This is a genomic window from Mesorhizobium sp. B1-1-5 (assembly GCF_006443065.1).
In the GTDB taxonomy this organism is placed as follows: Bacteria; Pseudomonadota; Alphaproteobacteria; order Rhizobiales; family Rhizobiaceae; genus Mesorhizobium.
The window spans coordinates 1-24934 of record NZ_VFWS01000074.1 but is presented as its reverse complement, the minus strand read 5'-3'; the positions used below and the strand labels follow the sequence as shown (position 1 = coordinate 24934).

At 63.7% G+C, this 24934-nt stretch carries 27 protein-coding genes and 1 pseudogene; 16 read left to right on the top strand and 12 right to left on the bottom strand.

The window, feature by feature from the left end; all coding sequences use genetic code 11:
• Window positions 1-285: pseudogene (locus tag FJ980_RS20420) on the top strand (ATP-dependent helicase); the annotation flags it as partial.
• A gap of 87 nt (window positions 286-372) precedes the next feature.
• On the opposite strand, the gene FJ980_RS20415 reads toward FJ980_RS20420, so the two are convergent.
• The 3 genes from FJ980_RS20415 to FJ980_RS20405 are packed head-to-tail and all read right to left on the bottom strand — an operon-like array spanning window position 373 to window position 3925.
• A complete protein-coding gene (locus FJ980_RS20415) occupies window positions 373-1188 on the bottom strand; it encodes an alpha/beta hydrolase (protein WP_140545592.1) in 816 nt (271 codons plus the stop codon).
• Window positions 1189-1198: 10 nt separating this feature from the next.
• Complete coding sequence (locus FJ980_RS20410; RefSeq protein ID WP_140545591.1) at window positions 1199-2683, bottom strand: NAD-dependent succinate-semialdehyde dehydrogenase; 1485 nt, start codon at window positions 2681-2683, stop codon at window positions 1199-1201.
• Between the two features lie 15 nt (window positions 2684-2698).
• Window positions 2699-3925, bottom strand: a complete 1227-nt coding sequence (locus tag FJ980_RS20405) for an iron-containing alcohol dehydrogenase (RefSeq protein WP_140545590.1) — start codon at window positions 3923-3925, stop codon at window positions 2699-2701.
• A 135-nt stretch (window positions 3926-4060) separates the two neighbouring features.
• On the opposite strand from FJ980_RS20405, the gene FJ980_RS20400 reads away from it, so the two are divergent.
• Both FJ980_RS20400 and FJ980_RS20395 read left to right on the top strand, forming a co-directional pair.
• On the top strand, window positions 4061-4759 hold the full coding sequence (locus FJ980_RS20400; RefSeq protein ID WP_140545589.1) for a GntR family transcriptional regulator: 699 nt from the start codon (window positions 4061-4063) through the stop codon (window positions 4757-4759).
• A 108-nt stretch (window positions 4760-4867) separates the two neighbouring features.
• Window positions 4868-5461 carry a DJ-1/PfpI family protein gene (locus FJ980_RS20395; RefSeq protein WP_095768830.1) on the top strand — a complete coding sequence of 198 codons (594 nt, stop codon included), beginning with the start codon at window positions 4868-4870 and terminating at the stop codon, window positions 5459-5461.
• Between the two features lie 155 nt (window positions 5462-5616).
• On the opposite strand, the gene FJ980_RS20390 is transcribed toward FJ980_RS20395, so the two are convergent.
• The 5 genes from FJ980_RS20390 to FJ980_RS20370 all read right to left on the bottom strand — a co-directional run bounded on the left by FJ980_RS20390 (window position 5617) and on the right by FJ980_RS20370 (window position 10573).
• The gene (locus FJ980_RS20390; RefSeq protein WP_140545588.1) at window positions 5617-6381 is read right to left on the bottom strand and encodes an SDR family oxidoreductase; all 765 of its coding nucleotides are present in this window, start codon (window positions 6379-6381) and stop codon (window positions 5617-5619) included.
• A 224-nt stretch (window positions 6382-6605) separates the two neighbouring features.
• Window positions 6606-7631, bottom strand: coding sequence for a zinc-binding alcohol dehydrogenase family protein (locus FJ980_RS20385; protein ID WP_140545597.1), 1026 nt, complete (start codon window positions 7629-7631; stop codon window positions 6606-6608).
• A gap of 98 nt (window positions 7632-7729) precedes the next feature.
• Window positions 7730-8644, bottom strand: a complete 915-nt coding sequence (locus FJ980_RS20380) for a sugar ABC transporter substrate-binding protein (RefSeq protein ID WP_140545587.1) — start codon at window positions 8642-8644, stop codon at window positions 7730-7732.
• Window positions 8645-8738: 94 nt separating this feature from the next.
• Complete coding sequence (locus FJ980_RS20375; protein WP_140545586.1) at window positions 8739-9524, bottom strand: ATP-binding cassette domain-containing protein; 786 nt, start codon at window positions 9522-9524, stop codon at window positions 8739-8741.
• Window positions 9521-10573 carry an ABC transporter permease gene (locus tag FJ980_RS20370; RefSeq protein WP_246676481.1) on the bottom strand — a complete coding sequence of 351 codons (1053 nt, stop codon included), beginning with the start codon at window positions 10571-10573 and terminating at the stop codon, window positions 9521-9523. Before FJ980_RS20370 ends, FJ980_RS20375 begins: the two co-directional genes overlap by 4 nt.
• Window positions 10574-10738: 165 nt before the next feature.
• Here FJ980_RS20370 and FJ980_RS20365 point away from each other — a divergent pair, with 165 nt between their 5' ends.
• The 3 genes from FJ980_RS20365 to FJ980_RS20360 all read left to right on the top strand — a co-directional run bounded on the left by FJ980_RS20365 (window position 10739) and on the right by FJ980_RS20360 (window position 12436).
• Complete coding sequence (locus FJ980_RS20365) at window positions 10739-11635, top strand: GntR family transcriptional regulator (protein WP_140545595.1); 897 nt, start codon at window positions 10739-10741, stop codon at window positions 11633-11635.
• A gap of 367 nt (window positions 11636-12002) precedes the next feature.
• On the top strand, window positions 12003-12170 hold the full coding sequence (locus FJ980_RS34735; RefSeq protein ID WP_181181268.1) for a hypothetical protein: 168 nt from the start codon (window positions 12003-12005) through the stop codon (window positions 12168-12170).
• The gene (locus FJ980_RS20360) at window positions 12167-12436 is read left to right on the top strand and encodes a hypothetical protein (protein WP_246676480.1); all 270 of its coding nucleotides are present in this window, start codon (window positions 12167-12169) and stop codon (window positions 12434-12436) included. Before FJ980_RS34735 ends, FJ980_RS20360 begins: the two co-directional genes overlap by 4 nt.
• A gap of 81 nt (window positions 12437-12517) precedes the next feature.
• On the opposite strand, the gene FJ980_RS20355 is transcribed toward FJ980_RS20360, so the two are convergent.
• Window positions 12518-13420 (bottom strand): SDR family oxidoreductase, encoded by a 903-nt coding sequence (locus FJ980_RS20355; protein ID WP_140545585.1) that lies wholly within the window; start codon window positions 13418-13420, stop codon window positions 12518-12520.
• 99 nt (window positions 13421-13519) lie between these two features.
• Between FJ980_RS20355 and FJ980_RS20350 the strand changes: the two genes are divergently transcribed.
• Both FJ980_RS20350 and FJ980_RS20345 read left to right on the top strand, forming a co-directional pair.
• Window positions 13520-14356 carry a helix-turn-helix transcriptional regulator gene (locus FJ980_RS20350; protein WP_140545584.1) on the top strand — a complete coding sequence of 279 codons (837 nt, stop codon included), beginning with the start codon at window positions 13520-13522 and terminating at the stop codon, window positions 14354-14356.
• Window positions 14357-14411: 55 nt separating this feature from the next.
• Window positions 14412-14747: a hypothetical protein gene (locus FJ980_RS20345; RefSeq protein ID WP_140545583.1), complete on the top strand. Its 336-nt coding sequence runs from the start codon at window positions 14412-14414 to the stop codon at window positions 14745-14747.
• 125 nt (window positions 14748-14872) lie between these two features.
• On the opposite strand, the gene FJ980_RS20340 is transcribed toward FJ980_RS20345, so the two are convergent.
• On the bottom strand, window positions 14873-15787 hold the full coding sequence (locus FJ980_RS20340) for a LysR family transcriptional regulator (RefSeq protein ID WP_140545582.1): 915 nt from the start codon (window positions 15785-15787) through the stop codon (window positions 14873-14875).
• Window positions 15788-15872: 85 nt separating this feature from the next.
• On the opposite strand from FJ980_RS20340, the gene FJ980_RS20335 reads away from it, so the two are divergent.
• Together FJ980_RS20335 and FJ980_RS20330 are read left to right on the top strand one after the other, a co-directional pair.
• On the top strand, window positions 15873-16703 hold the full coding sequence (locus FJ980_RS20335) for a class I SAM-dependent methyltransferase (protein WP_140545581.1): 831 nt from the start codon (window positions 15873-15875) through the stop codon (window positions 16701-16703).
• 12 nt (window positions 16704-16715) lie between these two features.
• Complete coding sequence (locus FJ980_RS20330; protein WP_140545580.1) at window positions 16716-17219, top strand: hypothetical protein; 504 nt, start codon at window positions 16716-16718, stop codon at window positions 17217-17219.
• Here FJ980_RS20330 and FJ980_RS20325 read toward each other — a convergent pair.
• A complete protein-coding gene (locus FJ980_RS20325; RefSeq protein ID WP_140545579.1) occupies window positions 17216-17755 on the bottom strand; it encodes an Lrp/AsnC family transcriptional regulator in 540 nt (179 codons plus the stop codon). The genes FJ980_RS20330 and FJ980_RS20325 overlap by 4 nt on opposite strands.
• 48 nt (window positions 17756-17803) lie before the next feature.
• Between FJ980_RS20325 and FJ980_RS20320 the strand changes: the two genes are divergently transcribed.
• Together FJ980_RS20320 and FJ980_RS20315 are read left to right on the top strand one after the other, a co-directional pair.
• Window positions 17804-18988 (top strand): MFS transporter, encoded by a 1185-nt coding sequence (locus FJ980_RS20320; RefSeq protein ID WP_140545578.1) that lies wholly within the window; start codon window positions 17804-17806, stop codon window positions 18986-18988.
• 97 nt (window positions 18989-19085) lie between these two features.
• Window positions 19086-19511, top strand: a complete 426-nt coding sequence (locus tag FJ980_RS20315) for a GNAT family N-acetyltransferase (RefSeq protein ID WP_140545577.1) — start codon at window positions 19086-19088, stop codon at window positions 19509-19511.
• On the opposite strand, the gene FJ980_RS20310 is transcribed toward FJ980_RS20315, so the two are convergent.
• A complete protein-coding gene (locus FJ980_RS20310) occupies window positions 19512-20627 on the bottom strand; it encodes an anhydro-N-acetylmuramic acid kinase (protein WP_140545576.1) in 1116 nt (371 codons plus the stop codon).
• Window positions 20628-20849: 222 nt separating this feature from the next.
• Here FJ980_RS20310 and FJ980_RS20305 point away from each other — a divergent pair, with 222 nt between their 5' ends.
• The 4 genes from FJ980_RS20305 (at window position 20850) to FJ980_RS20290 (ending at window position 24741) form a co-directional block, all read left to right on the top strand.
• Window positions 20850-21539, top strand: a complete 690-nt coding sequence (locus FJ980_RS20305) for an SDR family NAD(P)-dependent oxidoreductase (RefSeq protein WP_140545575.1) — start codon at window positions 20850-20852, stop codon at window positions 21537-21539.
• Between the two features lie 204 nt (window positions 21540-21743).
• The gene (locus tag FJ980_RS20300; protein WP_181181267.1) at window positions 21744-22580 is read left to right on the top strand and encodes a transporter substrate-binding domain-containing protein; all 837 of its coding nucleotides are present in this window, start codon (window positions 21744-21746) and stop codon (window positions 22578-22580) included.
• A 2-nt stretch (window positions 22581-22582) separates the two neighbouring features.
• A complete protein-coding gene (locus FJ980_RS20295; RefSeq protein WP_140545574.1) occupies window positions 22583-23947 on the top strand; it encodes a cation:dicarboxylase symporter family transporter in 1365 nt (454 codons plus the stop codon).
• Window positions 23944-24741 (top strand): amino acid racemase, encoded by a 798-nt coding sequence (locus tag FJ980_RS20290; protein ID WP_140545573.1) that lies wholly within the window; start codon window positions 23944-23946, stop codon window positions 24739-24741. Before FJ980_RS20295 ends, FJ980_RS20290 begins: the two co-directional genes overlap by 4 nt.
• Window positions 24742-24934: the final 193 nt, after the last annotated feature.

Genomic DNA, 24934 nt, shown 5'->3' with positions numbered 1-24934 from the left:
TCGTATATCGATGCGGGCGATGTTGCGCATGCGAACGGGCCTATGGGGCCGCGGAGCGATCCCGGTTCCGATCCGTGGCTAGCCTTGGCTCAGGTGGGGGCGCAATTCGTTGCCGCTCTGGCGGCCGCCAACGATCCCAAGGCTCCGGCGCATCCTTGGATCGAACGCGATCAGGCAACCGGCGTGCGGAGCCTGAAAATGCCGCTGCCGCCGCCGGAGACCGCGCGGCAACTCGCCGATGCGCTGTCCTCCCTCGCCGACAGCCTGCGGGGCAGGACTGCGTAGCCGGCCGGCCGAGATCGCCGCCAAGGCAATCATGCGCCGGTCTCCGGCGTCGGCCAATTAGCCAGCGGCCCGGATATCTGGATGGGACTATGTGGCGATGAGCTTGGCCAAACGATCCGATGCCTCGGTTCCACTCAGGCCAAGATCGCGAACGCTGCTCATGTGATTGGCACCGGAGAGGGCGGTTTGAGAGACTGCCAGCCCTTGCTTTCGCAGATGCTTCGCAAATCCCTCGGCCTGGCTGTGGAACGGCGGCGTTTCCTCGGCTCCAACTGCAATCTCGACCTCCACGGAGGGATCGAAGCGATGTGTCAGCGGCGACAGGCTGGCAGCCTCCTCGTCCGTGATGGCGATCTCGGCGGCAAGGAAGGAGGTCTGCAGAGGCTTCAACTCGTACAAGCCGCCAAGCAGCAGCGCGCCTTTGACGCTTGATGATCGGCCGTCATCGTTGAACAGCATCGTCGCCAGATGGGCGCCGGCGGAGTGCCCGCTGACCGTCAGGCGGCCGCGATCGCCGCCGTGCTCGGCGATGTGTTCGAGCACCCAACGCTTGGCCCGGCGCACCTGCTCGACGATAGCGGCCATCCTCACCGAGGGCATCAATGAATAGTCGACGATGATCGCGATCGCACCCGCCCGCGTCACGGTGTCCGCGACATAGGAATAATCGCGCTTGGAGAACATGCGCCAGTAGCCGCCATGGATGAACATGTGCACCGGCAGGCGGTCGCGTTTTCCCTGGGGAAAGAACATATCGATGGTTTCGGCGGCGTCCGGTCCATAGGCGACATCGGCAACGCTCTCGATTTTCGCCCGGGTCTCCGCGCTGCGGTGAACGATCTCGGCGACGATATCATCGAACTCAGTGACGTGGTCGCGGATGCGAAATGGATCCCTGGTCACGCCTGCGCCCTCACATCGTCACGGCGATATACTTGACTTCCAGGAACTCGCTGATGCCGTGCTTTTGCCCGCCTTCGCGTCCCAGGCCGCTCTGCTTGACGCCGCCGAAGGGAGCCGCAGGGTCGGACATCAGGCCCCTGTTCAGCGCGATCATACCCGACTCGATCCTTGACGCCACGCGCATGCCCTTGGCCAGATCGCGCGTGTAGATGTAGGCTGCCAACCCGTATTCGGTGTCGTTGGCGCGTGCGATGACTTCGGCCTCATCGTCGAAGCGCATGATTGGAGCGACGGGACCGAATATTTCCTCGTGCGCCATCTCCGCATCCGGGGCAACGTCGCAAAGAACCGTCGGCGGGTAGAAATAGCCCTTGTCATCCGAGGCTGCGCCTCCGCACAGCACCTTTGCACCGCGACGAACCGCGTCTTTGACGAGCCGGTCGATTTTCTCGATGGCTTTGCGAGTGATCATCGGGCCGCATTCGGTCCCGACGTCTATGCCGGGGCCTATCTTGAGGGCCGCCATGCGCTTGCGCAGTCCCTCCGCGAACGCGTCATGGATACCCGCCTGGACATAAAGCCGGTTGGCGGCGGTGCATGCTTCGCCGGCGTTGCGCATCTTGGCAATCATCGCTCCGTCGAGCGCGGCCTCCAGATCGGCGTCGTCGAACACGACGAAGGGAGCGTTGCCGCCAAGCTCCATCGAACAGGAGATGACGTGCCTGGCGGCTTCGGCCAGAAGAACGCGCCCAACGCCGGTGGAGCCGGTGAACGAGAGTTTGCGCACTCGCGGGTCGGCCAGCATGGCAGCGGTCAGCGGTCCGGGATTGGACGTGGTGAGAACGTTTACGACACCGGGCGGGACGCCAGCGTCCTCATACAGCGCGGCAAGCGCATAGGCGGTCAGTGGCGTTTCGCTGGCGGGCTTCAGGATCACGGTACAACCGGCCGCAAGCGCCGGCGCGATCTTGCGTGTGGCCATGGCAGCTGGAAAATTCCATGGCGTGATCAGCACGCATATGCCTATCGGCTGGTAGTCGACGACGATACGGTTTGCGCCGGAAGGCGCAAGGCCGAACTCGCCGCTGATGCGAACCGCCTCCTCGGCGTTCCACCGAAAGAACTCGGCCGCATAAGCGACTTCGCCGCGAGCATCGCGCAGCGCCTTGCCGTTCTCTAACGAAATCAGCACGGCCAACGTCTCCGCCCGCTCGGTCATCAGTTCGAAGCAACGTCTCAGGATCTCCGACCGTTTGCGCGGGGCGGTTTCGCGCCAGGCCGCCGCCGCCTTGGCCGCGGCGTCGACGGCGGCCGCGGCGTCAGCGAGCGTAGCATCGGGAACAGCCGCGATGACGGATTCCGTCGATGGATCGACCACCTCGATAACGCGCCCGTCCGACGAGGGCCGCCATTGCCCGCCGATATAGAGCCCGTGTGAGAACGTGGCATATTCAGAGATGTCCTCCTCATCCAAAAGCCCTGGAGAAGCGTTCATGAGGTGTCTCCTGTTTCACATCAGAACGGCGGGCATGTCGCCGTCATAGGCCGCTTGCACCAGCCGTCGCATCGCGGCGGCGTCGAAAGGGCGGGGGTTGTTCTTGATCAGGCGGTCGATGCCGAGCGCTTGCTCGGCGGTCCACTCGATCTTGCCGGCAGGCAAGCCCAGCTCGGCCAGCGTCCGTGTGATGCCGATCGCGCCGAAAAGCCGTGAGACCTCTGCGATGGTCGCGGAAGCCCTGTGCTTGAGTTCAATGCCCGCCTGGGGAAGACCGAGCGCGGCACCAACCTCGGCAAACTCGCTGGCGGCGGCGGGCAAGTTGTAGTTCATCACATAGGGAAGCACGGTCGCCACCCCCAACCCATGCGGCGTGTGGGTGAGCGCGCCAACCGGATATTGCACGGCATGGGCGGCGGCCGTCCCGGCCGTGCCGAAGGCGCAGCCGGCCGCCAATGCCCCCATCATCACATCGGCGCGCGCATCCTCGTCCGCACCGTCCTGGTAGGCCCTTTCCAGGCTGCGCCCAAGAAGCTTGACGGCCAATAGCGCGAAATGGTCGGTGAGCGCGCTCTTGCCCACAAAGACGTGCTGCTGCGGCAGTGTCGGATCGGTTCCGCGTCTAGCCGCCGTAAAAGCTTCGATGGCGTGCGTCAGGGCATCCGCGCCGGCAATTGCCGTGAGCGCGGGCGGGCAGGTCGCGGTCAGCTCCGGGTCGCACAGCGCGACGGCGGCGATGAGGTGGGGACTTGAAATGCCGACCTTCAGCAGGCGTTCCGGATCGGAAATGACGGCTACCGGCGTCACCTCCGAGCCGGTGCCGGCGGTGGTCGGCACGGCAATCAACGGCAGCGTTGGGCCTGGGACCTTGAACTCACCATAATAGTCCTGAAGCCTGCCGCCATGACTGATCAGCAGCGCCGCGCACTTGGCCATGTCGAGGCAGCTTCCGCCACCGATCCCAACGACCATGTCGGGTTTGAAATCCTTCGCCTCGGCAACACAGATCGCGACGCTGTCCCGGGGCACGTCCGGCAGCGTGCGGTCATGGACAAGGATTTCAACCGAGGCATTCCTCAGCGCGGCCATCATCTCGCCGAATATGGCCGTTGCCGCGAAGCGCTCGTCCGTGCAGACGAGCGCGCGCTTGCCATGCCTGGATGCGACGTGCGGCAGCACCTGGCGCTGGCCCTTGCCGAACAAAATCTCACGCGGCAATCGCGCTGCGGCGAACAAGGTCATCGAGTGGGCTCTTCCAATATGGCTCGGCGATCCATCGCTTCCATTTAGACATATCCGCTATAAAATCGTATAGGATATAGGATTGAATTGGCCGGAGCATCGTGTTAGTGGTCCTTCCTGTCAAGAGGCAAAAAGATGCAGAACCCCGATGTGAAGCTTGATGACGACGCGCGGCCGACAGGCAGGATCCAGCGCGCGAACAGCCTCGCGGGAGACGTCTACGAGGCGATCTTCCAGCAACTCATGTCGCTCAGGATCGCGCCGGGGTCGCGCATAACCGTGGACAATCTCGTCCGGGAACTGGATGTCTCGCATACGCCGATCCGCGAGGCTCTCGGGCGTCTGGAAGGCGAAGGCCTGGTGATCAAGACCCACCTGGTCGGCTATCGCGCCGCACCGCAGATCACACGCCGGCGTTTTGACGAGCTTTACGAGTTGCGCCTTTTGCTTGAGCCTGCCGCCGCGGCCAAGGCAGCGGCCGGCCTGGACGCTGCCCGGCTGGCGGCCCTGCAAGAGGCGGCGGGGGTCATGACCCGCGGCGAGGGCAGGGACGAGCGCCTTCGCTATTCCAACTTCGCCCGCCAGGATGCGATCTTCCATGACAAGATCATGGAGTTCGCGCAGAACGAGATCATCCGTGAGACGCTGAACCACCAGCACACGCATTTTCACATTTTCCGGCTGATGTACCACTCGCGCGTAACCGAGGAGGCGCTCGACGAGCACGAAGCCATTCTCTCGGCTTTCGCAGCCGGCGATGCGAACGCGGCGCGAACGGCGATGCGGGTGCACATCGAGAACTCGCGCGACAGGCTCCTGCCTGCGTTCGAATAGTCAGACGGACGTTCCAGGCGGGTGAAATATGCCTCTTCCTGACATCCACAATCCGATGCCCAAAACCCAAGGCGCGCCTTGCACTGCCACGCAACCGAGAGGAAGACCATGCCAGCCAAAAAGATACTGATGCTGACCGGAGAGTTCACCGAGGAATACGAAATCTTCGTCTATCAGCAGGCCATGGAAGCCGTAGGCCACACCATCCACGTCGTGTGCCCCGACAAGAACGCCGGAGACCGGATCAAGACCTCGCTGCACGACTTTGAGGGCGACCAGACCTATACCGAGAAACCCGGACACTACGCGCTGATCAACAAGACGTTTTCCGAGGCGGAAAGGCAGATCGACCAGTATGATGCGGTCTACTGCGCCGGCGGCCGCGGGCCGGAATACATCCGCACCGACAAGCGCGTTCAGGCCATGGTCCGCCACTTCCACGAGACCGGGAAGCCGATCTTCACGATCTGCCACGGCGTGCAGATTCTGATAGCGGTGGACGGTGTCGTGCGCGGCAAGAAGGTCGGTGCGCTGGCGGCCTGCGAGCCGGAGGTCACCCTTGCGGGCGGCACCTATATCGACCTCTCGCCCACCGACGCCTATGTAGACGGCACGATGGTTTCGGCCAAAGGATGGACCGCACTTGCCGCCTTCATTCGTGAGTGTCTGAAGGTGCTGGGCACGGAAATCCACCATAACTAGCCACTGCCGACCGATGCGCTTGAGAAGGCGGGCGACCTGGCACAAATGCAGCGGCGGTCCCGGTTCGTGTCGGACCGCCGCGAGTTTCCCGCGGCCTTTGCCAAGGCCGCGACGTCCTTCGATTTAAGTGCGAAGCGCGCCGTGCTTCGCTTCTGCTACCAGCACACGAAGCCGCCATCCACGATGAGATCGATGCCGGTAACGAAAGACGCAGCTCGACTGGCCAGAAACACTGCCGGGCCTATCATCTCCTCGGGTGCCGCGAGGCGACCCATGGGCGTATCGCGCTCGAAGTTCTTCACTTGCTCGGCGACTTCCGGCCTCCGGTTCATCGGGGTCAGCGTGTATCCGGGGCTGAGCACGTTGAGCCGCAGTCCGCGGTCCGACCATTCCATCGCCAGGCTCTTGGTCATGTGAATGACCGCTGCCTTCGATGAGTTGTAGTGCGCCTGGAGGAGACCACGGTTGACGATCGAGCCGGACATGGAGGCCACGTTGATGATCGATCCCTTGCGGCGCGGCAGCATCACGCGAGCCTCGGCCTGGCAGGACAAGAACACACCGCCGACATTGATGCCGTAAAGTTCTTCCCACGTGGCCAGCGGCAAGGTCTCGGCCGCGTGCGCGCCGCCTATACCTGCATTGTTGACGGCAACCGTAAGCGCGCCGAGCTCCTTTTCGATACGCTCGACGGCGGCGGCAAGATCGGTTTCCGACGTCACCGAGCCGGTTATCGCAAGCGCCTTGCGGCCGAGCGCGGTGATCCTTTGGGCCGTTGCCTCGAGACCTCCCTTCGAGGCGTGACCGAAGCACGCGACGTCGGCACCGGCCTCCGCAAGGCCGACCGCTATGGCCTGACCGATGCCACTGCCGGCGCCGGTGACCAGCGCGACGTCGCCGTCCAGTTTGAACAAGTCCATTGGGTAATTCCTTCTTGATTCCTTGATCGCGCAATCGAGCGAACATACAGGAGTCTTGGTCTCGGCTGCGGTTTTGTCGCATCCCATCCTTGCTGGTCGCTCAAACGCTGCTGCTGAACGTGGCGGCGATCGATCGACACCTCGAGCGCGAACTGCTTCCCTCCATGGGCGCATCCCGTGCCAGCACCAGGCGGCACGGCGTATCTTGAACGTGTTTGCTCAAGTCAGACAGGTCGCCCCACCTCGATGACGGCCTTGATCAGACCGGCCTTCTCCTTCGCCCAGATCGCAATGTCGCGTGGGCTGTCCCGCAGCGTCGTGCGATGGGTGACGAGTTGGTCGATCGGTATTTTGCCGGCATGGATCGAGGCGATGACGTGCTGGAAATCCGCATGCGTCGCGTTACGACTGCCGATCAGCGTCATTTCACGCTTGTGAAACTCCGGATCGGAAAAGGTAATATCGCCTTGTACAACGCTGACCATCACCATCACGCCTGCGTGGGCAACAAAAGCGAAGGCAGACTCCATGGAACGGCTGTTTCCCGTAGCGTCATAGACGATATCGAAACCCGTTCCGGCCGTTCGCTCGGCTATCGCTTCGGCGGCCGAACCGTCCGATCCGTCGATCACGTCGAATCCCAATTGGCTGCCAGCAAAGGCCAGCCGTTCCGCATCGATGTCCATGACGGTTACATCCTGCCGCGCGATACGCGCAAAAAGCGCGACACCAAGACCGATCGGTCCGGCGCCGACGACCAACGTCCGATTGCCCGGACCGGCCATGGATCTGCGAACCGCGTGCGCACCGATAGCCAGAAACTCGACCGTGGCAGCCTCGACCGGCGACAGGCCCGTCGCCGCGATCAAATTCTGCGCCGGCACGAGTATCTGCTCGCTCATGGCACCGTCGCGGTGCACGCCAAGCACTTCTATCGCGACGCAGCAATTCGGCTTGCCATGGCGACAGGCCGAACATTTTCCGCAGGCGAGATAGGGATTGATCAGGACTTGCTCTCCGACCGATAGGTTCGCGGGTGCGTTGATGGCCGCGATCGTTCCCGAAACCTCGTGGCCCATGACGCGTGGATAGGCGAGGTAGGGATGCCTGCCCTCGAAAATGTGGTAGTCCGTCCCGCATATGCCGACATAGGCGACATCGACCAAGGCCCAGCCTTCCGGCGGGCTCCCTGGCGCCTCGTGCTCCTCAAACACCAGTTTGCCCGGCGCGGCACATCTGACGACTTTGATGGTCGGGCCCATATTTGTGATTCACCCCTTCGCTAAGGCGAACGTGCAACAGTCCAGCGGTAGAAGTGGTCCGGCGGCGCCGCCGGACCACTGTTGGATCACTCGAAGTCCTTGACGTTCTGCAGCGTCACGAGGCCGGCGCCGGTGTCCACATTGGCTTCGACCGCCTCCCCGTGGATTGCCTTGACGACAGTGTCGATGCCCAGCTCGCCCATCTTCGCCGGAAATTGTGCGACGCTGGCGTCTTCCGCACCGGACTTGATCGCTTCGATCTCGCCGCAGCAGGCGTCGAAGCCGACCAGGATGATCTTGTCGTTGGCAATGCCCGCATTGCTTATCGACTTGACGGCGCCGGAAATGGGCGGGCCACAGGCCGAGTAGATCGCCTTGAGATCGGGATTGGCGGTCAGGATGTCTTCGGTCACCGACGTGCCGAGCTCGAGCGTGCAATTGGTTGCGCCCTTGCCGACAACGTCGACCTTGATGTCGCCGAGGCCCTCCATCATGCCGGTGACCCGATCATCCAGAGCCGGCACTCCGGGAACACCTTGCAGGATGCCGATCTTGTCGCCGCTCTTCAGCACGGTCTTCAGATACTCTCCGGCGATCTTGCCCCCGTTGAGGTTGTTGGTCGAGACCAGAGCCGTCTGGCCTTTCCAGTTGGGGATGCTGTTGTCGACGAGAACCACCTTGATGCCGGCGGCGACCGCCTTGTCGAGCGCCGGCGCGACGGTCGGATCGACCGGAGTGATCGCCAGGCCCTTGACGCCTTGGGTGATCATGGACTCGATCAGCGCGATCTGGCCCTCGATGTCCGTAGCGGCCTGGCCCTGGCCGGTGACCAGCTCGATTTCGGGATGAGCGGCCGCGTATTTCTTGGCGGCATCCTCCATGGTCGAATAGAACGGCACGGGGAATTTGGTGATCAGGCCGACCTTGATCTTGTCGGCGGCCGAAGCCGGCATCGCGAATGTAACGGCGATGGCCAGCCCGGCGAGCAGTTTCAGGTTCATTGGCATTTCATTCCTCCCTTGCAATTGAGGCGTCTTCCGGCGGAAGTCGCTTCAGGCATTTGCGGACCGGAACGATCCCCAAATCTCGAACGGATCAGGCTCCAACGATCATGGAAACCAGCTCCTGTTTGTTTTCCCTGGTCGGGACAAGCTCGCCGACCTTGCGGCCCTGGCGCAGCACCACGGCGCGATCGGCAAGCTCGACGACATGTTCCATATTGTGGGTGATCAGGATGACGGCATTGCCCTGGTCGCGCAGGGCGGCGACCAGGTTGAGCACCTGCCGCGATTCACGCAGGCCAAGCGCGGCGGTCGGTTCGTCCAGGATCACGACCTTGCGGGCAAAAACGGTCGACCGGGCCACGGCGATGGCTTGCCTTTGACCGCCCGACATCATGGCCACGACGGCGTCCAAGCGCGGCAACGTCACCTTGAGGTTTTCCAGCAGAACCCGGGTCTCGGCGTCCATCCTGCGTTGCTGGAGAAATCGCAAGCCGCGAGGAAGCCATTGCGGGCGAGCCAGCTCGCGACCGGCAAAGAAGTTCTGTCCCGGCGTCAGATTGTCGAACAGCGCCAGATCCTGGTAGACGGTCTCGATGCCGGCGAAGCGCGCATCCGCAGGGGAGCGTATCTGGGTTGGCGCACCGTCCAGGGCAATTTCGCCGGCATCGAGTTGGTGCACGCCGCTGATGCATTTGGTCAGCGTCGATTTGCCCGCGCCATTGTCGCCGAGCAGGCCGACGATCTCACCTCGCCGCAGCTCGATGCTGACATCGTCCAGGGCCAGAACCGAACCGAACCGCTTGGTGGCACCGCGTACGGCGAGCACGGGTTGGTCGGCGGTGGCGGCACGATCGGCGTTGGCCGCAACGGCGCTCATGGCTGCCTCCCGGCCTGCATGACGCGCACCCGCCCTTCGAGATAGTTGCGCAGCACGTCGGACTCGACGGCGATGACGATGACCACGCCGATGACGATGAGCTGGAAAAAGACATTGACGTTGAGCAGGTTGAGCGCGTTGCGGATGACGCCGATCATGATGGCGCCGATCAAGGCGTGCCCGAGATGGCCGCGGCCGCCAAGAAAACTGGCGCCGCCGATGATCACCGCGGCAATCGTATCCAGTTCAAGCAGATTGCCGAACAAGGGGGAACCGGCGTCGGTGCGGCCGGCGAGTATGACCGCGCCGATGCCGGCGCACAGCCCCGAGATCACATAGACCGAAACCAGGACCCAGGACACGGGAATACCCATGCGCAGGGCGGCGTCGGGTCGACCGCCGACGGCATAGATCCACCGTCCCCAGACCATGGTCTTGGCCATGACCAGAAGGACCGCGGCAACGCCCGCGACGACAAAGACCGATCCGGGCAGACCCCAGACCGCATCGCGGCCGAGCGCATCTATCGAATCCGGCATCCCGGGTATGGCGCGCCCATCGGCCAGCTGGAGCGCCAAGCCCTTGGCGATGCTCAATGTTGCCAGCGTGATGATGAAAGGATGCGGCAGCCGGCCGAAGACGTAGAAGAGCCCGTTGATGGCGCCCACCGCCGCGCCGCAGCCAACCATCACCGCGATCACCGCGAATGCGGGCGCGCCGCCATGAAAGGCGAGGGCGCCGACGACGGAGGCCAGTGCAAGGTTCGATCCGACGGAAAGATCGATGCCGCGTGTCAGGATGACCAGATGCTGGCCCATCGCCACAACCGAGATCACGGCGGTTTGGGCGAGGATGTTGCCGAGGTTGCGCCCTGTCAGGAAATAGGGCGACAGAAAACCGAGGATGACGATCAGCAAGGCCAGGATGACGACCGGACCAGCACTCAGCAAGGTCAGGCCAAGTGCAAGGCCGGGAACGGCGTCTTGCTTCTTGGGCGCCGGCAATGCGGTCTCGCCGACGGTGGTGCCGGTATTTCCCGTTTCAGGCAATATTTCTCTCCCCGCCGAGGCTGATTGCGCCGCGTCGTCAAAAACTCAGATCGTGTCTAGCTCCTCTTCTTATCGATAAAAAACAACGAGACTGATCGGGTCAAGTTGTTTTTTATGGATAAAGTTCATGCTAAAAAGAACAAGCTAATGTTTCGGGGAAGTCCTATGAGAACCGACACTGTCTACAAGAAGGCGTTCAACCGCGTCGCCAGTATGCTGCATGATGGGCAACTGGTCGGGGAGCTTCCGTCCGAGAACGAGTTGAAACGGCGAATGGGCGTCAGCCGCACGACCGTCCGAAAGGTTCTACAGGAACTTGTTCGTCGCAAACTTATCGCTGAGCGCAACGGCATTAGGATTGCGGAGCGCGTGGTCGACGAAAATGATTACTATCCCGACGCCGAAACCACGCCGCGCGCCAAGCATGTCGAGCAGCAATTCATGGAGTGGATGCTGCGGGGCGACACCAGACCCGGCACGAGCATAAACGAGCTTGAGCTTGCGCGGCAGTTCGGTGTTGCGACCAACGGAATCCGCGAGTTCCTGATCCGCTTCAGCCGGTTTGGGCTGATCGAGAAAAGGCCGAATACCGGTTGGCTTTTCAAAGGCTTCACGGAGGATTTCGCGCTTGAGCTGTTCGAGATCAGGGTGATGTTCGAATTGCGCTCGGCGCATCTGTTTTCACAGCAGCCTGAGAATTCCCCGCTGTGGACCAAGCTCGCCGCGCTCAAGATCGCACATGTCGACCTGCTGAAGCGGATCGAAAGCCGCTTTCACGATTTCTCCGGCCTCGACAACCGGTTTCACCGGCTCATAAACGAGGCATCGCCAAACCGCTTCATCGACGGTTTCTACGACATCATCAGCTTCATTTTCCACTATCACTACCAATGGAACAAGCAGGACGAAAAGCAGCGCAACAAGGCAGCGCTCCTTGAGCACATCACCTATATCGACGCGCTCGAAAGCCGAAACCCCGCCCGGGTTGCAAAGGCCTGCCGAGCGCATCTCGCTTCAGCAAGGGCAACCCTGATGCGTTCGCTGATAGCGCTTGAAGAATGATCGAAACCGCGCAGGCTCTGGCTATCGGCTCCCTCATCTGCTGTTGGCTGTCGCGGAGACCAATCGCGGTCATTCGCGAGATGGGCTCGCCGTTGCGATTGCCGTTCGCTGGCGAGCAAGATCTTCACCAATCATTTCCGCCGGAATCAGCGCAAACGCCGGGGATTGGCTAAAGCCCTCAACCTCGTCATTCCACGGGCGGAGCAGCCGCGAAGCGGCGTCGCGGAGACCCTGGAATCCATTCCGCGACCTGAGCCGTGGAATGCAACGAAGCAGAATTCTGCACCGCAGCAGCGCTCTGAGGTCACGGAATGGATCCTTGGGTCTGCGCGCGTCGCTTCGCTCCTTGCTCCGCCCGTGGATGACGATGACGATGCGCTTTTCGGCCAATCTCCAACGCATGCCAACCGCCCACGCAAACACAAATTTCTGTGTCGAGGAACTCACCGGCCGCAAGCAGGAAACGGGAACTTTTGTTCCGCTGGCGATTTTGGCTATGCTGCAGATCCGAATTGCCGGAAGGTCGCTGCCATGACGAAATATTTTGCAATCGCCGCGCTCGTGCTTGCCGCGGCAGCCACGATGGCCGGCCCGGCTTCGGCCGGCAAATGGCATCGCCGCGCAACCGAGCAGGAGCGTTATGTTCCAGCCAGTGACGACATCATCGAGACGCTGTTCGGCGGTCCGCGCTACTACGACCGGCAGATGCCCACCACGTCGGCGGGCACCTGCGCGTATCACCGCGTCGGACCGGATGCGGATGCGGTCAACGACATCAACGACCACTATTGCGGGAAGTAGACCGCAGATCCCGAGGCCGGGTCAGCCCTTCAAACAGGGGCTGATCCGCTCTCGGAGACCCTTGGATAAGGCCACGCAGGATCAGGCTGCGGCCGCCTGCGTGTAATCCATTCGCTCGAGATCGGCGATGAGGCCGGGTCCCGTCGGCTGCCAGCCGAGATGCGCGCGCGTCCATTCGCTCGACGCCGGCATGTCGAGGCCGGCGAACATGGCAAGCCATCCGAAATGGTCGGCAACCTCTTCCTGCGAGAGCGAGACCACCGGCACGTTGAGACCGGCGCCGATCACTTCCGCGATCTCGCGCACCGGGATGCCTTCCTCCGCGACGGCGTTATAGCGCACGCCGGCTTCCCGCTTGTCCAGCGCCAGCTGGTAGAGCTTCGCGACATCCAGCACATGCGCCGCCGACCACCGGTTGCGGCCTTCGCCAAGATAGGCCGACACGCCCTTGGCGCGCGTCTGCGCGATCAGCGGTGTGATCAGGCCCTGCTTCACAGTGTCATGCACCTGCGGCAACCGCACCACCGATACCTTGACGCCCTTCTCGGCCATCGCCGCGCCGGTAAGCTCCGACAGGATGCGCGGATTGGGATGGTCGGTGTTGAACACGTCTTCTCTCGCCGGCTGTCCGTGCTCGGCGGAACCCATGCCCACACCGGAGGTGATGATCAGCAACCGGTCCGAGCCGGCCAGCGCGCCGCCCAGCGCTTCGATGACGCGCTTGTCCTTCTCGCAATTGGCCACGAAATTCGAGAAATTGTGATCGAAAGCGGTGTGGATCACCGCATCCGATTTCGCCGCGCCGTCGCGCAGGCTGTCGAGGTCTTCGAGGTCGCCGCGATGGGGCTCGGCGCCCGCGGCGACAAGCGACCGCGCGCCTGCATCGGAGCGGGTCAGGCCGAGCACCTTATGGCCGGCGGCAAGAAGTTCGGGCACAATCCTGGAACCGATGAAGCCGGTCGCGCCGGTGAGGAATACACGCATGGGAGGGTCTCCTGTGGTTGTTCGGAGGCCTTATTTGCGCTATAACTCATTCTGTTAAAGTAGTGACTTTATCATGGTATAACAGCCAACAGGATCGCAATGCCCGTCGAGACGACCAACAAGCTTGGCACCTTTTTGCGAGATCGCCGCATGCGCCTCGATCCCGCCGCCTTCGGCTTCGCCACGGGGCGCCGGCGCACGCAAGGGCTGCGTCGCGAAGAGGTGGCGCAGCGCGCCAATATCAGCCCGACCTGGTATACCTGGCTGGAGCAAGGGCGGGGCGGCGCGCCGTCCGCGGACGTGCTCAACCGGATCGCTACCGGGCTGATGCTGACCGAACCCGAACGCGAGCATCTGTTCATGCTGGGTCTCGGGCGGCCGCCGGAAGTCCGCTACAAAAGCGTGGACAGCGTGACGCCGCGCCTGCAGCGCGTCCTCGACGCCTTGGACCCGAGCCCGGCGATCATCAAGACCGCGACCTGGGACGTGGTTGCCTGGAACCGTGCCGCGGCCGCGATGCTGACCGACTATTCCAAGCTGCCGCGCGAGCAGCGCAACATCCTGCGCCTGATGTTCGGCAATCCGCGCGTGCGCCATGCGCAGGACGACTGGCAGAGCGTCGCGCGTTTCGTGGTTGGGTCCTTCAGGGCCGACGCCGTCCGCGCCGGAGCCGGCGCGGAGGTCACGGAACTCGTCGAGGAGCTTTCCAGGATCAGCCCCGAGTTCGCAGCACTCTGGCGCGACAATGACGTCGTGCCAGCGCACGGCGAAGGCGTGAAGCGTCTGCGGCATCCCGAGATCGGGCTTATCGAGCTGGAGTTCTCGGTCTTTGCTGTTGACGGTCGACCCGAGCTCGGCATGATCGTCTACAATCCGGTCGCGCAGTCGGATGCGGAACGTATCCGATCCTTGATCGAATCCCACGCTGGCCAATGAAGCGACCATTCGTGTCGCAACGTGCCAAGCATCTGAGGCCGCAAGGAGGTGTTTCATGAGCTTCGGTCTAAAATGGTCTCCGTCCGAGAAGAAAGTCGCTCGCGCCGCCTTCGATGCAGCGCTGGAGGCCGCGCTCGGCAAGATAATGGCCGAATTCAAAAAGAAGGCCAGCAATGCGACAACGCCGGCCGAGATGTGGGAGGTCGAGGACTATCTGCAGCAGCAGCGGCGAGAGATCGACCGGATGTTCGACTATCGCTATTCACAACTTATCCTCGGTTTCGCCGTTCTCATACGGGAAGGGTACTTGGACGAGAACCTGCTTGCCGGTTTGTCCGAAGACAAGCGGGAGGAGATACGCAGATTCCTTGCCTGGCACGCGAGGGAGTAGGTCGCGTCCCCGCGCAGCATCGCTGCTCGGCTGCGGTCGAGCGGCTTATCGCTTGGCTCAACTGCCTTCACGGGCTTTCGAAGCGTCAGCTTAACCGTCGCCGGCCTGATCGCTTCGGGGCGGCGTCAACGCCGCTCGGTTTGCCTGATGTGGTCGATGAAGGCGCGCAGTTTGGGCAGAACCTGATGCCTTTCCGGATAATAGAGGAAAACGCCCGGCGTGGTCATCGCGAAACGGCCGAGCAGTGCCTGGAGTCGCCCGTCTGCGATCGGCGCTTCGGCGATCGGGCCTGGCACCTGCGCCAGCCCGACACCCTGGATCGCCGCGCCGAGCAGCGACGGATAATCGTGCGCGATGAGCGGTCCCGACACGATTGCCTCGACGGCCTTGTTGCCGTCGACGAAGGACCAGGGCGCGACCGAACCATTCGAGCGGCGCAGGCGCAAGCAGGCATGGTCGCGCAGGTCCTCGATGCGCTCGGGCGCCGCGCGCTGGCGCAGATAATCCGGGCTGCCAACGACCGCCATCGGAAAGGAGGGCGTCAGGCGGACCGCGACCATGTCGGGCGCGATCAAGTCGCCCATCCGGATGCCGGCGTCGAATCCTTCAGCGGCGAGATCGGCGAGTTCGCCGCTGGCCACGATCTCCAGCTCGATCTCAGGATAGGCCTGGCAGAAGGAGGCGACCATCGGCTCCAGCAGCATCGGCACCACGGCCGGCGGTACCGAAAGGCGCAAGAGCCCCGCCGGCCGCTGGCCCATCCCGCGCGCGATCTCGCTCGCGGCGATCAGTTCCTCGAAGGCGGGCCGGGCGCGCGCGAAGAAGCGCTCGCCGGCTTCGGTGAGGCCGACGCTGCGCGTCGTGCGGATGAACAGCGCGGCGCCGATGCGCGCCTCGAGCGTTCGTATCGCCTGGCTGATCGCTGACGGGGTGACGGCGAGCTCGGCCGCCGCCTTGCGGAAATTGCGGTGCCTTGCGACGCTCAGGAATGCTTCGACGCCGTCGAGCGCGCCATGCCTGACTGTGAAGTTCTGCTTCATGACCCATCGACATTATCGTGGATAGTGGTTCGCGGAAAGCGGCCTTATTTCATCCATGACGTTGGAAGCCTGAAGGGAAATGGCAATGACCGATGAACTCGATCGCGTGCGCGACCACTATCGCGCGACCGGCTTGACCGATCGATTGAAGAACGCACTGGCGGTGTTTGGGCCTGAGCAACAGCGGCTGAAGCCCGAACAACTGGCGACCCTCGACCAGTTCCATACCCGCGGGCTGGCCGCGACGGCGGAACTCGCCAGCCTTGCCGGCATCTCCGCCGACATGTCCGTGCTCGACGTCGGATCCGGCGTTGGCGGGCCGGCGCGGTTTCTTGCCGAGACCTATGGCTGCGCGGTGACCGGCGTCGATCTCAGCGAACCCTTCGTCGAGGCCGCGCGTTACCTGACCACGCGAACCGGGCAAGATGACAAAGTGTCGTTCGAAACCGGCAGCGCGCTGGCGCTGCCTTTCGAAGACAGCCGTTTCGATGCCGCGCTCTTGCAGCATGTGGCGATGAACATCGCCGACCGGCCGCTGCTCTACCGCGAGATAAGGCGCGTTTTGAAGCCGGGCGGAAAATTCGCGACATTCGATGTCGTGTTGAATGGTGGCGATCCGCTCTATCCGGTGCCCTGGGCGAAGACGCCGGGCGAAAGCTTCCTGCTGACGGCCGAAGCGACCTGCGAGGCGATCGAAGCCGCTGGCTTCGGCACGCTCGTCCGTCGCGACGACACGGCTGCCGCCAAGGCCTGGTTCGCCGAGCTCCGTGCCTCCGGCCCGCCGCCTTCGCTCAATCTCGGCGTCGTCATGGGGCAGGGTTTCGCCGACTTCGCCACCAATCTTGGGCGCAATCTCATGGAGGGACGGCTGGGCATTCTGACGGCAGTGTTCGAGGCTGTTCCGGTCAAGGCTTGATAGGAGGCGAAGATGTCACCTGCGATGATCTTCAACATCCATCTCGTGCTCGGCTACGTGCCGTGGCTGCTTTGCTTCGCCGCCTATATCTGGCCAAGGCTGAGGTCGATGGAGCCGATGGCGGCGCAACGCGCCATCGCAACGCTGCACAGCTTCCGCTTCTTCGGGCTCGTCTTCCTCATCCCGGGCGTCGTCGGTCCCGATCTTGCTCCTGCCTTCGCAAGCTTCGCCGCCTATGGCGACTTCGCCACCGGCCTGCTCGCCATGCTGGCGCTATTCACCGTCGCGAGGCCTGTGATCTTCTGGCCGCTGGTCGTCGCCTTCAACCTCGTAGGCGTGGTGGACATTGTCGTCGACTACTATCACGGCGTCGTGCTCGATCTTCCTGGCCATGCCGGACAGTTGGGCGCGACCTATGCGATCCCAATCCTCTACGTGCCGCTGCTGATGATCACGCATGTCGCGGCGTTCTATCTGCTGGCACGTTCCGGGCGCCATCAGCCGGCAACGGCCTAATACATAGGCGTTGCCATGTGCTTCGGCGCCGGCCATTCGCTTGTGATCTCGGGCTGCACAGGGCGCTCGAGATAGGTCGAGAGCACGACATAGCTGCGCGTCGAGGTGACGCCGGGCGTGTCGTAGAGACGGGCCAGCAGGCCCTCCAGCGCGCGGGTGTCCTCGGTGCGCACCTTGAGCAGCATGCAGGTGTCGCCGGCGACCGTGTGGATCTCCTCGACCTCCGGATATTTGGAGACCGCCATCAGCTCCGGCGTCTTGCCCCAGCCCCTTGTGTCGATATGCACGAAGGCAAGCAGCGGCTTCTTCACCGCCCTCGGATCGATGATCGCCGATGTGGCGCGGATGGCGCCGCTGCGCTTCAGCCGCTTGACCCGCTCATGCGCCGCCGGCGCCGACAGGCCGACGCGCTCACCGAGCTCGGCATAGCTGATGGTCGCGTCCTCGACCAGGACGCCTAATATCTTTCGGTCGATCGGGTCGACCTCGCGGGTCGGATGCTTGTTCCGCTGAATGTCATCTGTTTCTGTGTCCATATGGAAATTCTCCATTGATGCGGAATTTAATTCGGCCATTATGATGATATGTCGAACAGCAATCAATCAGCAATTATGACTGAGGCGCCCCGCGCGCCAATCCCTGCAGCCGCCTATCTGCTGACCGGCTGCATCGCCGTCATCGGCTCCAATTCGCTGGTTCTGGGACCGATCGCGCCCGTCGTCGCGGCGTCATTCGGCGCAAGCGTGCCGGCGGTAATGACGGCCGCCGCCGCCTTCGGCCTCGGCACGTCGGCCAGCGCGCTCTTCCTTGCCCGCTACATCGACCGGATCGGCGCGCGCCGCATGCTTCAGGGCGCATTGCTGCTGCTGGCCATCGCGCTGGTCGCCAGCGCCTTGGCGCCGACAGTGGCGATGCTGGTGGCCGCCCAGCTCGTTGCCGGCATCGCCGCCGGTATAGCCATGCCGGCGATCTATGCCAGCTCGGCCGCGATCGCGCCGCCCGGCCGCGAGAGCGGCACCATCGGCGTCGTGCTGACCGGCTGGACGCTCTCCATGGTCGCTGGCGTCTCGCTGTCGGCGGTGCTGGCCGATCTCATCCATTGGCGTGCCGTCTTCGCGGCCGTTGCAATGCTCGCAGGAGCGGCCGTTGCCGGTCTGGCGATGAGCTCGCTGCACGACATCAGGAAAAGCGGCCCCGCGCCGTCGCCGCTCGGCGCGCTCGCCGTTCCCGGCATCCTGCCGCTACTCATTGCCTGCGGCGCCTTCATGACCGCCTTCTACGGCGTCTACGGCTATCTCGGCGATCATCTCCACGAAGCCCTCGGCGAGCCGGTCAGCGCCAATGGCCTGGCGGCGGTCGCCTACGGTCTCGGCTTCGGCGCGGCCGCCTTGCTCGACGGTGTCATCGATCGCCTCGGCGCCCGCCGCGTCATGCCTTTCGCTTATCTGCTGGTCGCCGCCGTCTATGTCGCGATTGCCCTGGCCAGCGGCGGCTTCGGCCTGCTGATCGCGACGATCGCGGCCTGGGGCCTTGCCAACCATTTCGGGCTGAACGTGCTGGTCATGCGCCTCACCGCGCTCGACCCGTCGCGGCGCGGCACCATCATGGGCCTGAACAGCGCGGTCACCTATCTCGCCGTCACCGTCGGCACGGCAGGCTTCGGCCCGCTCTACACAGGCCTCGGCTTCGCCAATTGCGCCTTGATCGCCGCGGGATTGATGCTGGTGGCGGCGGGCGCCGCGGCGTGGCGGTCAGTCGGTCCTCGGTAACAGGCCTGCCTTACTCCTCGCGCCTACGGCCACAAAACCGTTTCGCACTTTCCCTGGAATTGCTCTAAGGCTGGCTCGCGAACCGGAGTCGCAGCCGATGAAGACGAGCCTCGAGATCACCGCCGAGCCCTCGCCGCAGGACCTCGCTTTCCTGGGCGGAAGCCTTACCGCTTTCAACGATGCCGATGTCGGCGCCTCGGGCCGACAGTCGCTGGCGGTTTTCGTGCGCGACGAGCGCGGCGTCGTTGTCGCCGGCGTTTCCGGCTACACTGCCTGGGGCTGGCTCTACGTGCAGTGGCTGTGGGTCGACGAAAAGCTGCGCGGAAAAGGCGTTGCCGCCGGCATGCTCGACGCGGCCGAACAGGAGGCTGCCGCGCGCGGCTGCCACGGCGCCTGGATCGACACTTTCAATCCGATCGCCGAGAAGGTTTACCGGCGCCAGGGCTATCAACCGTTCGGCACGCTGACTGACTTCCCCACCGGCCGCAGCCGCATCTTCCTGCAGAAGAAACTGTCGTCCTGATCAGTCCGTCAACTTTCCGCCGCGCATCGGCTTTGGCGCACCGGTGGTGCTCGGAAAGCTGATCGGCAGGCCGCGCAGCACGCGCACGGCGAGGAAAGCGAAACATTCCGCCTCGACGGCGTCGCCCTTCCATCCGAGCGTCTCGGCCTGCACCACTTCAACGCCGGCGCGGCTTTCGAGCATTGCCATCATCGTCGGATTGTGACGGCCGCCGCCGCTGACCGCGAGCCGCTTCGGTCGACGCGGCAACAGGTCGAGCGCCTTGCCGACGGCCGAGACGGTGAAGGCGGTCAGCGTCGCAGCGCCGTCCTCGGCGTTCAGCCCTTCGGCCATCGCCGCGGTGAAGTCGAAGCGGTCGAGCGATTTCGGATAGGGCTTCGTCAGGTAGGGATGCTGCAGGAGCTTGGCGAGCCGTTCCTCGTCGACCTTGCCGGCGGCAGCCAGCCTGCCGTCGCGGTCCATCTCGCCGAGGCCTTTCGATTTGATGAAATCGTTGACCGGCGCATTGGCCGGCCCGGTGTCGAAGGCGACGATTGCGTCTTTGCCGTCCCACCATGTGATGTTGCCGACGCCGCCGAGATTGAGCACGGCGGTGTCGCCGCTGGCGTCCGCCTCTTTAAGCAGCGCTGCATGATAGGCGGCGGCTAGAGGCGCGCCTTGCCCGCCGGCCGCGACATCGGCGGAACGGAAATCATAGGCGACCCTGGTGCCGAGCAGCGAGGCCATCAGCTCGCCATCGCCGAGCTGGCGCGTGCGGCCGATGCGTCCTGGCTGCGGGGCGCGATGCAGCACGGTCTGGCCGTGGAAGCCGACGACGCCGATATCGGCCATGCTCATCCCCTGGCTCTCAACCAGATGCCTGACCGCAGCCGATTGCGCGCGCGTCAGCGCCTCCTCGGCCTCGCGAAAAATCGCCGGTTCCGGCCCTTCGAAATTCCAGGCGCGCGCCTGGCGCAGCGTCTCTTCGAGCAAGCTGCGGATCGACTGCGGGTAGGGGGCCAGCGTGTAGGTGCCGGCGTCGGCGATGCGCTCGCCATCGGTCTTGATCAGCGCCACGTCGATATTGCCGTCGAGCACCGTGCCGGTCATCAGGCCGACGGCCCAGATTGGTTCCATGGTCGTTCCTCGAATCGCCCTTCATTCACGTGTCGGACGGATCGGCCCGGCAGGCAAGTGTCTCGCTACACCCGAGCAGGCCGGCGCATAGACCGACGGCTTTTTGCATCGAATGGTGAAAACGAACGCCGTCCTTGCCTCTCGGCGAAGAAGGCGCGAGGCTGCGAACAAAGACCATCGGCCGGGCGACTGCCCGGATGGATTATGTCAAGGAGGAAACGCATGGCAGCCAATGTTGCAGTGATCGCGGGCGCCGGCTCCGGGTTAAGCGCCTCGCTGGCGCGGCTTCTCGCCAAGGAGGATTTCCGTGTCGTCCTTGCCGCCCGCAACGTCAGCAAATTGTCCGCGCTGGTCAAGGAAATCGGCGCGCAGGCAGTGGAAACCGATGTTTCGGACGCAGCCTCCGTCGAGCGGCTCTTCGAGGCGGTCGACAAGACCGGCCCCCTCGAAATTGCAGTCTTCAATGCCAGCGGTCGCACGCGCGGGCCAATCGCCGAGCTCGACGCGCAAGCGGTCAAGCAAGCCCTGCTCGTCGGTGCCTATGGCGGCTTCCTTGTCGGCCAGCAGGCGGCGCGCCGGCTTCTTGCACGTGGTTCCGGCTCGATCCTGTTCACCGGCGCCAGCGCAAGCCTGAAAGGGTTCTCCGGTTCCGCCGGTTTCGCCATGCCGAAATTCGGCCTGCGCGGGCTGGCGCAATCGATGGCACGCGAGCTCGGTCCGAAGAACATCCACGTCGCGCATTTCATCATCGACGGCCAGATCGAGCCGGCCGGACAGGCGCCCGAGTCCGACCGGCCGGATCGTCGCCTCTCCCCCGATGCGATCGCCGAGACCTATCTCGCCGTCCATCGCCAGCATCGCAGCGCCTGGAGCTTCGAGGTCGAGCTGAGGCCTTGGGTCGAGACGTTCTGACAACCCTCGCACGAACCGCGCAACAACACGCCTCGCCCGCGGACCTCGTTTATTTTAGAAAGTCTGCATGTCTCCTAAGGCCATTTCAGCCGTCTGCAATGTAAAAAAGCGCAAAACAAAAGATACCTTTACTTAACTTCGGCGTGCATACTGCGTATCGGTCAGAATTGTTGTCCGGCTCTCCTGCACGATAGAGAAATGCGCATGCCGCTTACACGTCGCACGCTGTTTGCAGCCGGAGGCGGAGGGCTGCTGCTCGCGCAGGCGCAAGCCCTGGCCACGCCGGCCCAGGCGCAAGACGCTCCCAAGCCTATCGTCAGCGACAACAAGCTGCGTATCGCCATGCCGGCCTTCGCGTCCGATCCCTTCTTCCCGGCCGACGGCTCTGGGGACAGCGGCATCGATATGGACCTGGCGCGTGGCATAGCCGCGGAACTCGGCGTCGAACCGGTGTTCGACCGATCAGCCGGGACCTTCGACGCCATGGTGCAGCAGCTGACGTCCGGCCAGGCGGACCTGGCGATCGGCAAGCTGAGCCGCACCCTCCGGCGCGGCCGCTCGATCCTCTATTCGCGGCCTTACGCCATGCTGCACCAGGGGCTGCTGGCGAACCGCGTCAACCTGGCGCGCATCACGCAGGGCAAGCCGGCTGAACAGATCATCCGTGATTTCTCCGGCGATCTCGGCGTGATCGAAGGCTCGTCCTTCGCCACCTACGCGGCCGCCACGTTTCCGCACGCGACGATCCAGCGCTTCGCCGGCTGGAATACCGTTATCGATGCGATCCGCAACGGCACGATCGACCTCGCCTATCGCGACGATTTCGAGATCAAGAAGCTGATGGTGGACGATCCGTCGATGACGGTGGTCGCGCGCTCGATCACGCTGACCGACAAGGTCGATACGATCGCCGTCGGCATCAGTCCGGACAATCCGCATCTGGCGGCCTTCGTCGATCTCTATCTCGATCTCGCACGAGGCCAGCAGGTCCTCAACACCGACGAGATCATCGCGCGTTATCGCCACGGGAGCAAAGCCTGACAATGGCCGTCTCGGATGTAGCCGCAGCCATGCCTTTCGATTGGCGCCTGGCGGCAAAGCGCATCCTGCGCTCGCCGGCGACGACGATCATCATGATCCTGGCCGGGATCCTGTGCGGCCTCTATTACCCGGCCTTCGCCCATGCGATCAGCCCTGTCGCGCAGGTCTACTTGAATTTCCTCAAGATGGTCGTCCTGCCCTACCTGGTCTCGTCGGTGATCTTCTCTATCACCGCCATGGTCCAGGACCCGAAATCGGTCCGCTACCTCGGCAAGGTGGGCATAGCCGTTCTTGTCGTGTCGTTCCTCGCCGTGCTGGTCAGCGGCACCTATTCGCTGATCCTCAAGCCCGGCCAGATCGAGAACCCGCAGTCGCGCATCGAGCTCGGCGAGTTCATCAATTCCCAAGGCAGCGTCTCCACCGATCTCGCCTTCCCCTTCCAGCCGCCACCGCCCACCGGCGATCCGAGCAGCGCTCATTCGATCTTCCTGGATCTGGTGCCGAACAACGTCTTCAACGCGCTGGCCTCGGGCCAGACCATCCAGGTCCTGTTGTTCTGCCTGCTTTTCGGGCTCGCGATGGGCAGGATTCCCCAGCCCTCGTCGCTCAGCCTCTCACAGGCGCTCAACGCGGTGTACAAGGCCTGCACGGTGCTGACCAACTGGTTCGTCTGGGGATTGCCCTTCGCGACCTTCATCCTGATCGCCGACCAGACCGCGTCGACCGGCATCAAGCCGCTGATGCTGATGGGTGGCTACCTGCTGGTGATGGGCCTTTCCTGCGTGACATTCCTCGCCGGCGCGTTTGCCGTCATCGCCATACGCTCGCGGCGAAGCTATTGGGCCACGATCAAGACCCTTCAGCCGCTTCTGATGGTGGCCATCACAACGCGCTCCACGGTCGCCTCGCTGCCCTGGGTCATCAACCTTTTGACGGAGCGCCTGAGATTCAACCTGGTGGTCGTCGAGCTGCTCGTGCCCCTGCAGGCGGCGCTGCTGCGGACCGGCCCGGCGCTGGTCTACACCTCGGGCGTCCTGTTCATCGCCCAGCTCTACGGCCATCCGCTGGCGATCCCGGACCTCTTGCTTGTCGGTGTCGTCTCTGCGCTTCTGGCGCTGACGACAGGCGGCATGGGCAGCCTGCTCATCCTGTCGCAGATGTCCATTGTCTGTGGCTATCTGAAGCTTCCCTTCGAGGCGGCGTTCGTCCTGTTCGTCGCGGTGGACGCGGCCGTGGACACGCTGATGACGCTGTCCAGCGTCTCCACCGTGGCCGCAAGCACGGCAATGATCGCGCCCAGCCATCGGGAGGCGGCGCAGGCTGCTGAAACCGTCGCGCAAGAGCTCGAAGCCGAGCCCGTGCTATGATCGACGACGGCATCCGTCCGCAACTCGGCATCATCGGCGGTCTCGGGCCGCTCGCATCGGCCGACTTCTACTTCAAGCTGACCCGGATGACCGGGGCACTGCGCGACAACGAGCATGTGCCTTCCGTCATCCTCAGCGTGCCGCAACTGCCCGACCGAACCGAAGCGATCTTGGCCGGCCATGACGGGCCGCTGGCGTCGCTGCAAGCTGCGGTCGCGACGCTCAACGCGCTCGGCGTTGCCTGTATCGCCATGCCCTGCAACACCGCACATCATTGGTACGACAGGCTGGCGGCGAACTCGCCAGCCGAGATCATCCACATCGCCGACGCGGTCGTGGCGGAGATCCGCCGCAGCCTGGACCGGGGCAAGGTCGCGAACCTCGCAACCCGGGGCACGCTGGTCTCCGGCTTTTATCAGGACAGGATATCGTCGGCGGGATTCGACCTCTGCCTTGCGCAGGACGCCGAATTTCAGGAGCGCGTCGACAGCGCAATCATGCTCGTCAAGGCCGGTTCGATTGCGGAAGCCGCGGCTGAGACCGAGCGCGCGCTCGATCTCGCGCAAATGGCCGGTGCCGATGCAGCGCTTCTCGGCTGCACCGAACTGTCCGTGGTGGCCGCCAGCCTCAACGATCCGGCCGGATTAGTGGTCATCGACAGCAATGCGGCCCTGGCACGGGCCTGCCTGACCCGATTGGGCTTTGCCACGCAGGAGGCGCGCGGCTTGCCGACCGTCTCGTCGCTGCTGGGAGGCGACCGATTGCCTTTGCGTCTTGCCCGGCGCGCTTCATAGGCGCTGCCCGCCTTTGCCATATCGAACATCCGCTCGCCGGGTGTGCTCCAAGTCATCAAATCTTTGAGAGAATATTTCCCATCATCAACGGCTTCCGCTCGGTGCCTTTCATCATCCTGCTGGTGGCATTAATTCCGGTGACGCGGATGATCGCCCATCGGTTGCCGCCCATGGCGCGCCGCCTCAATCAGCC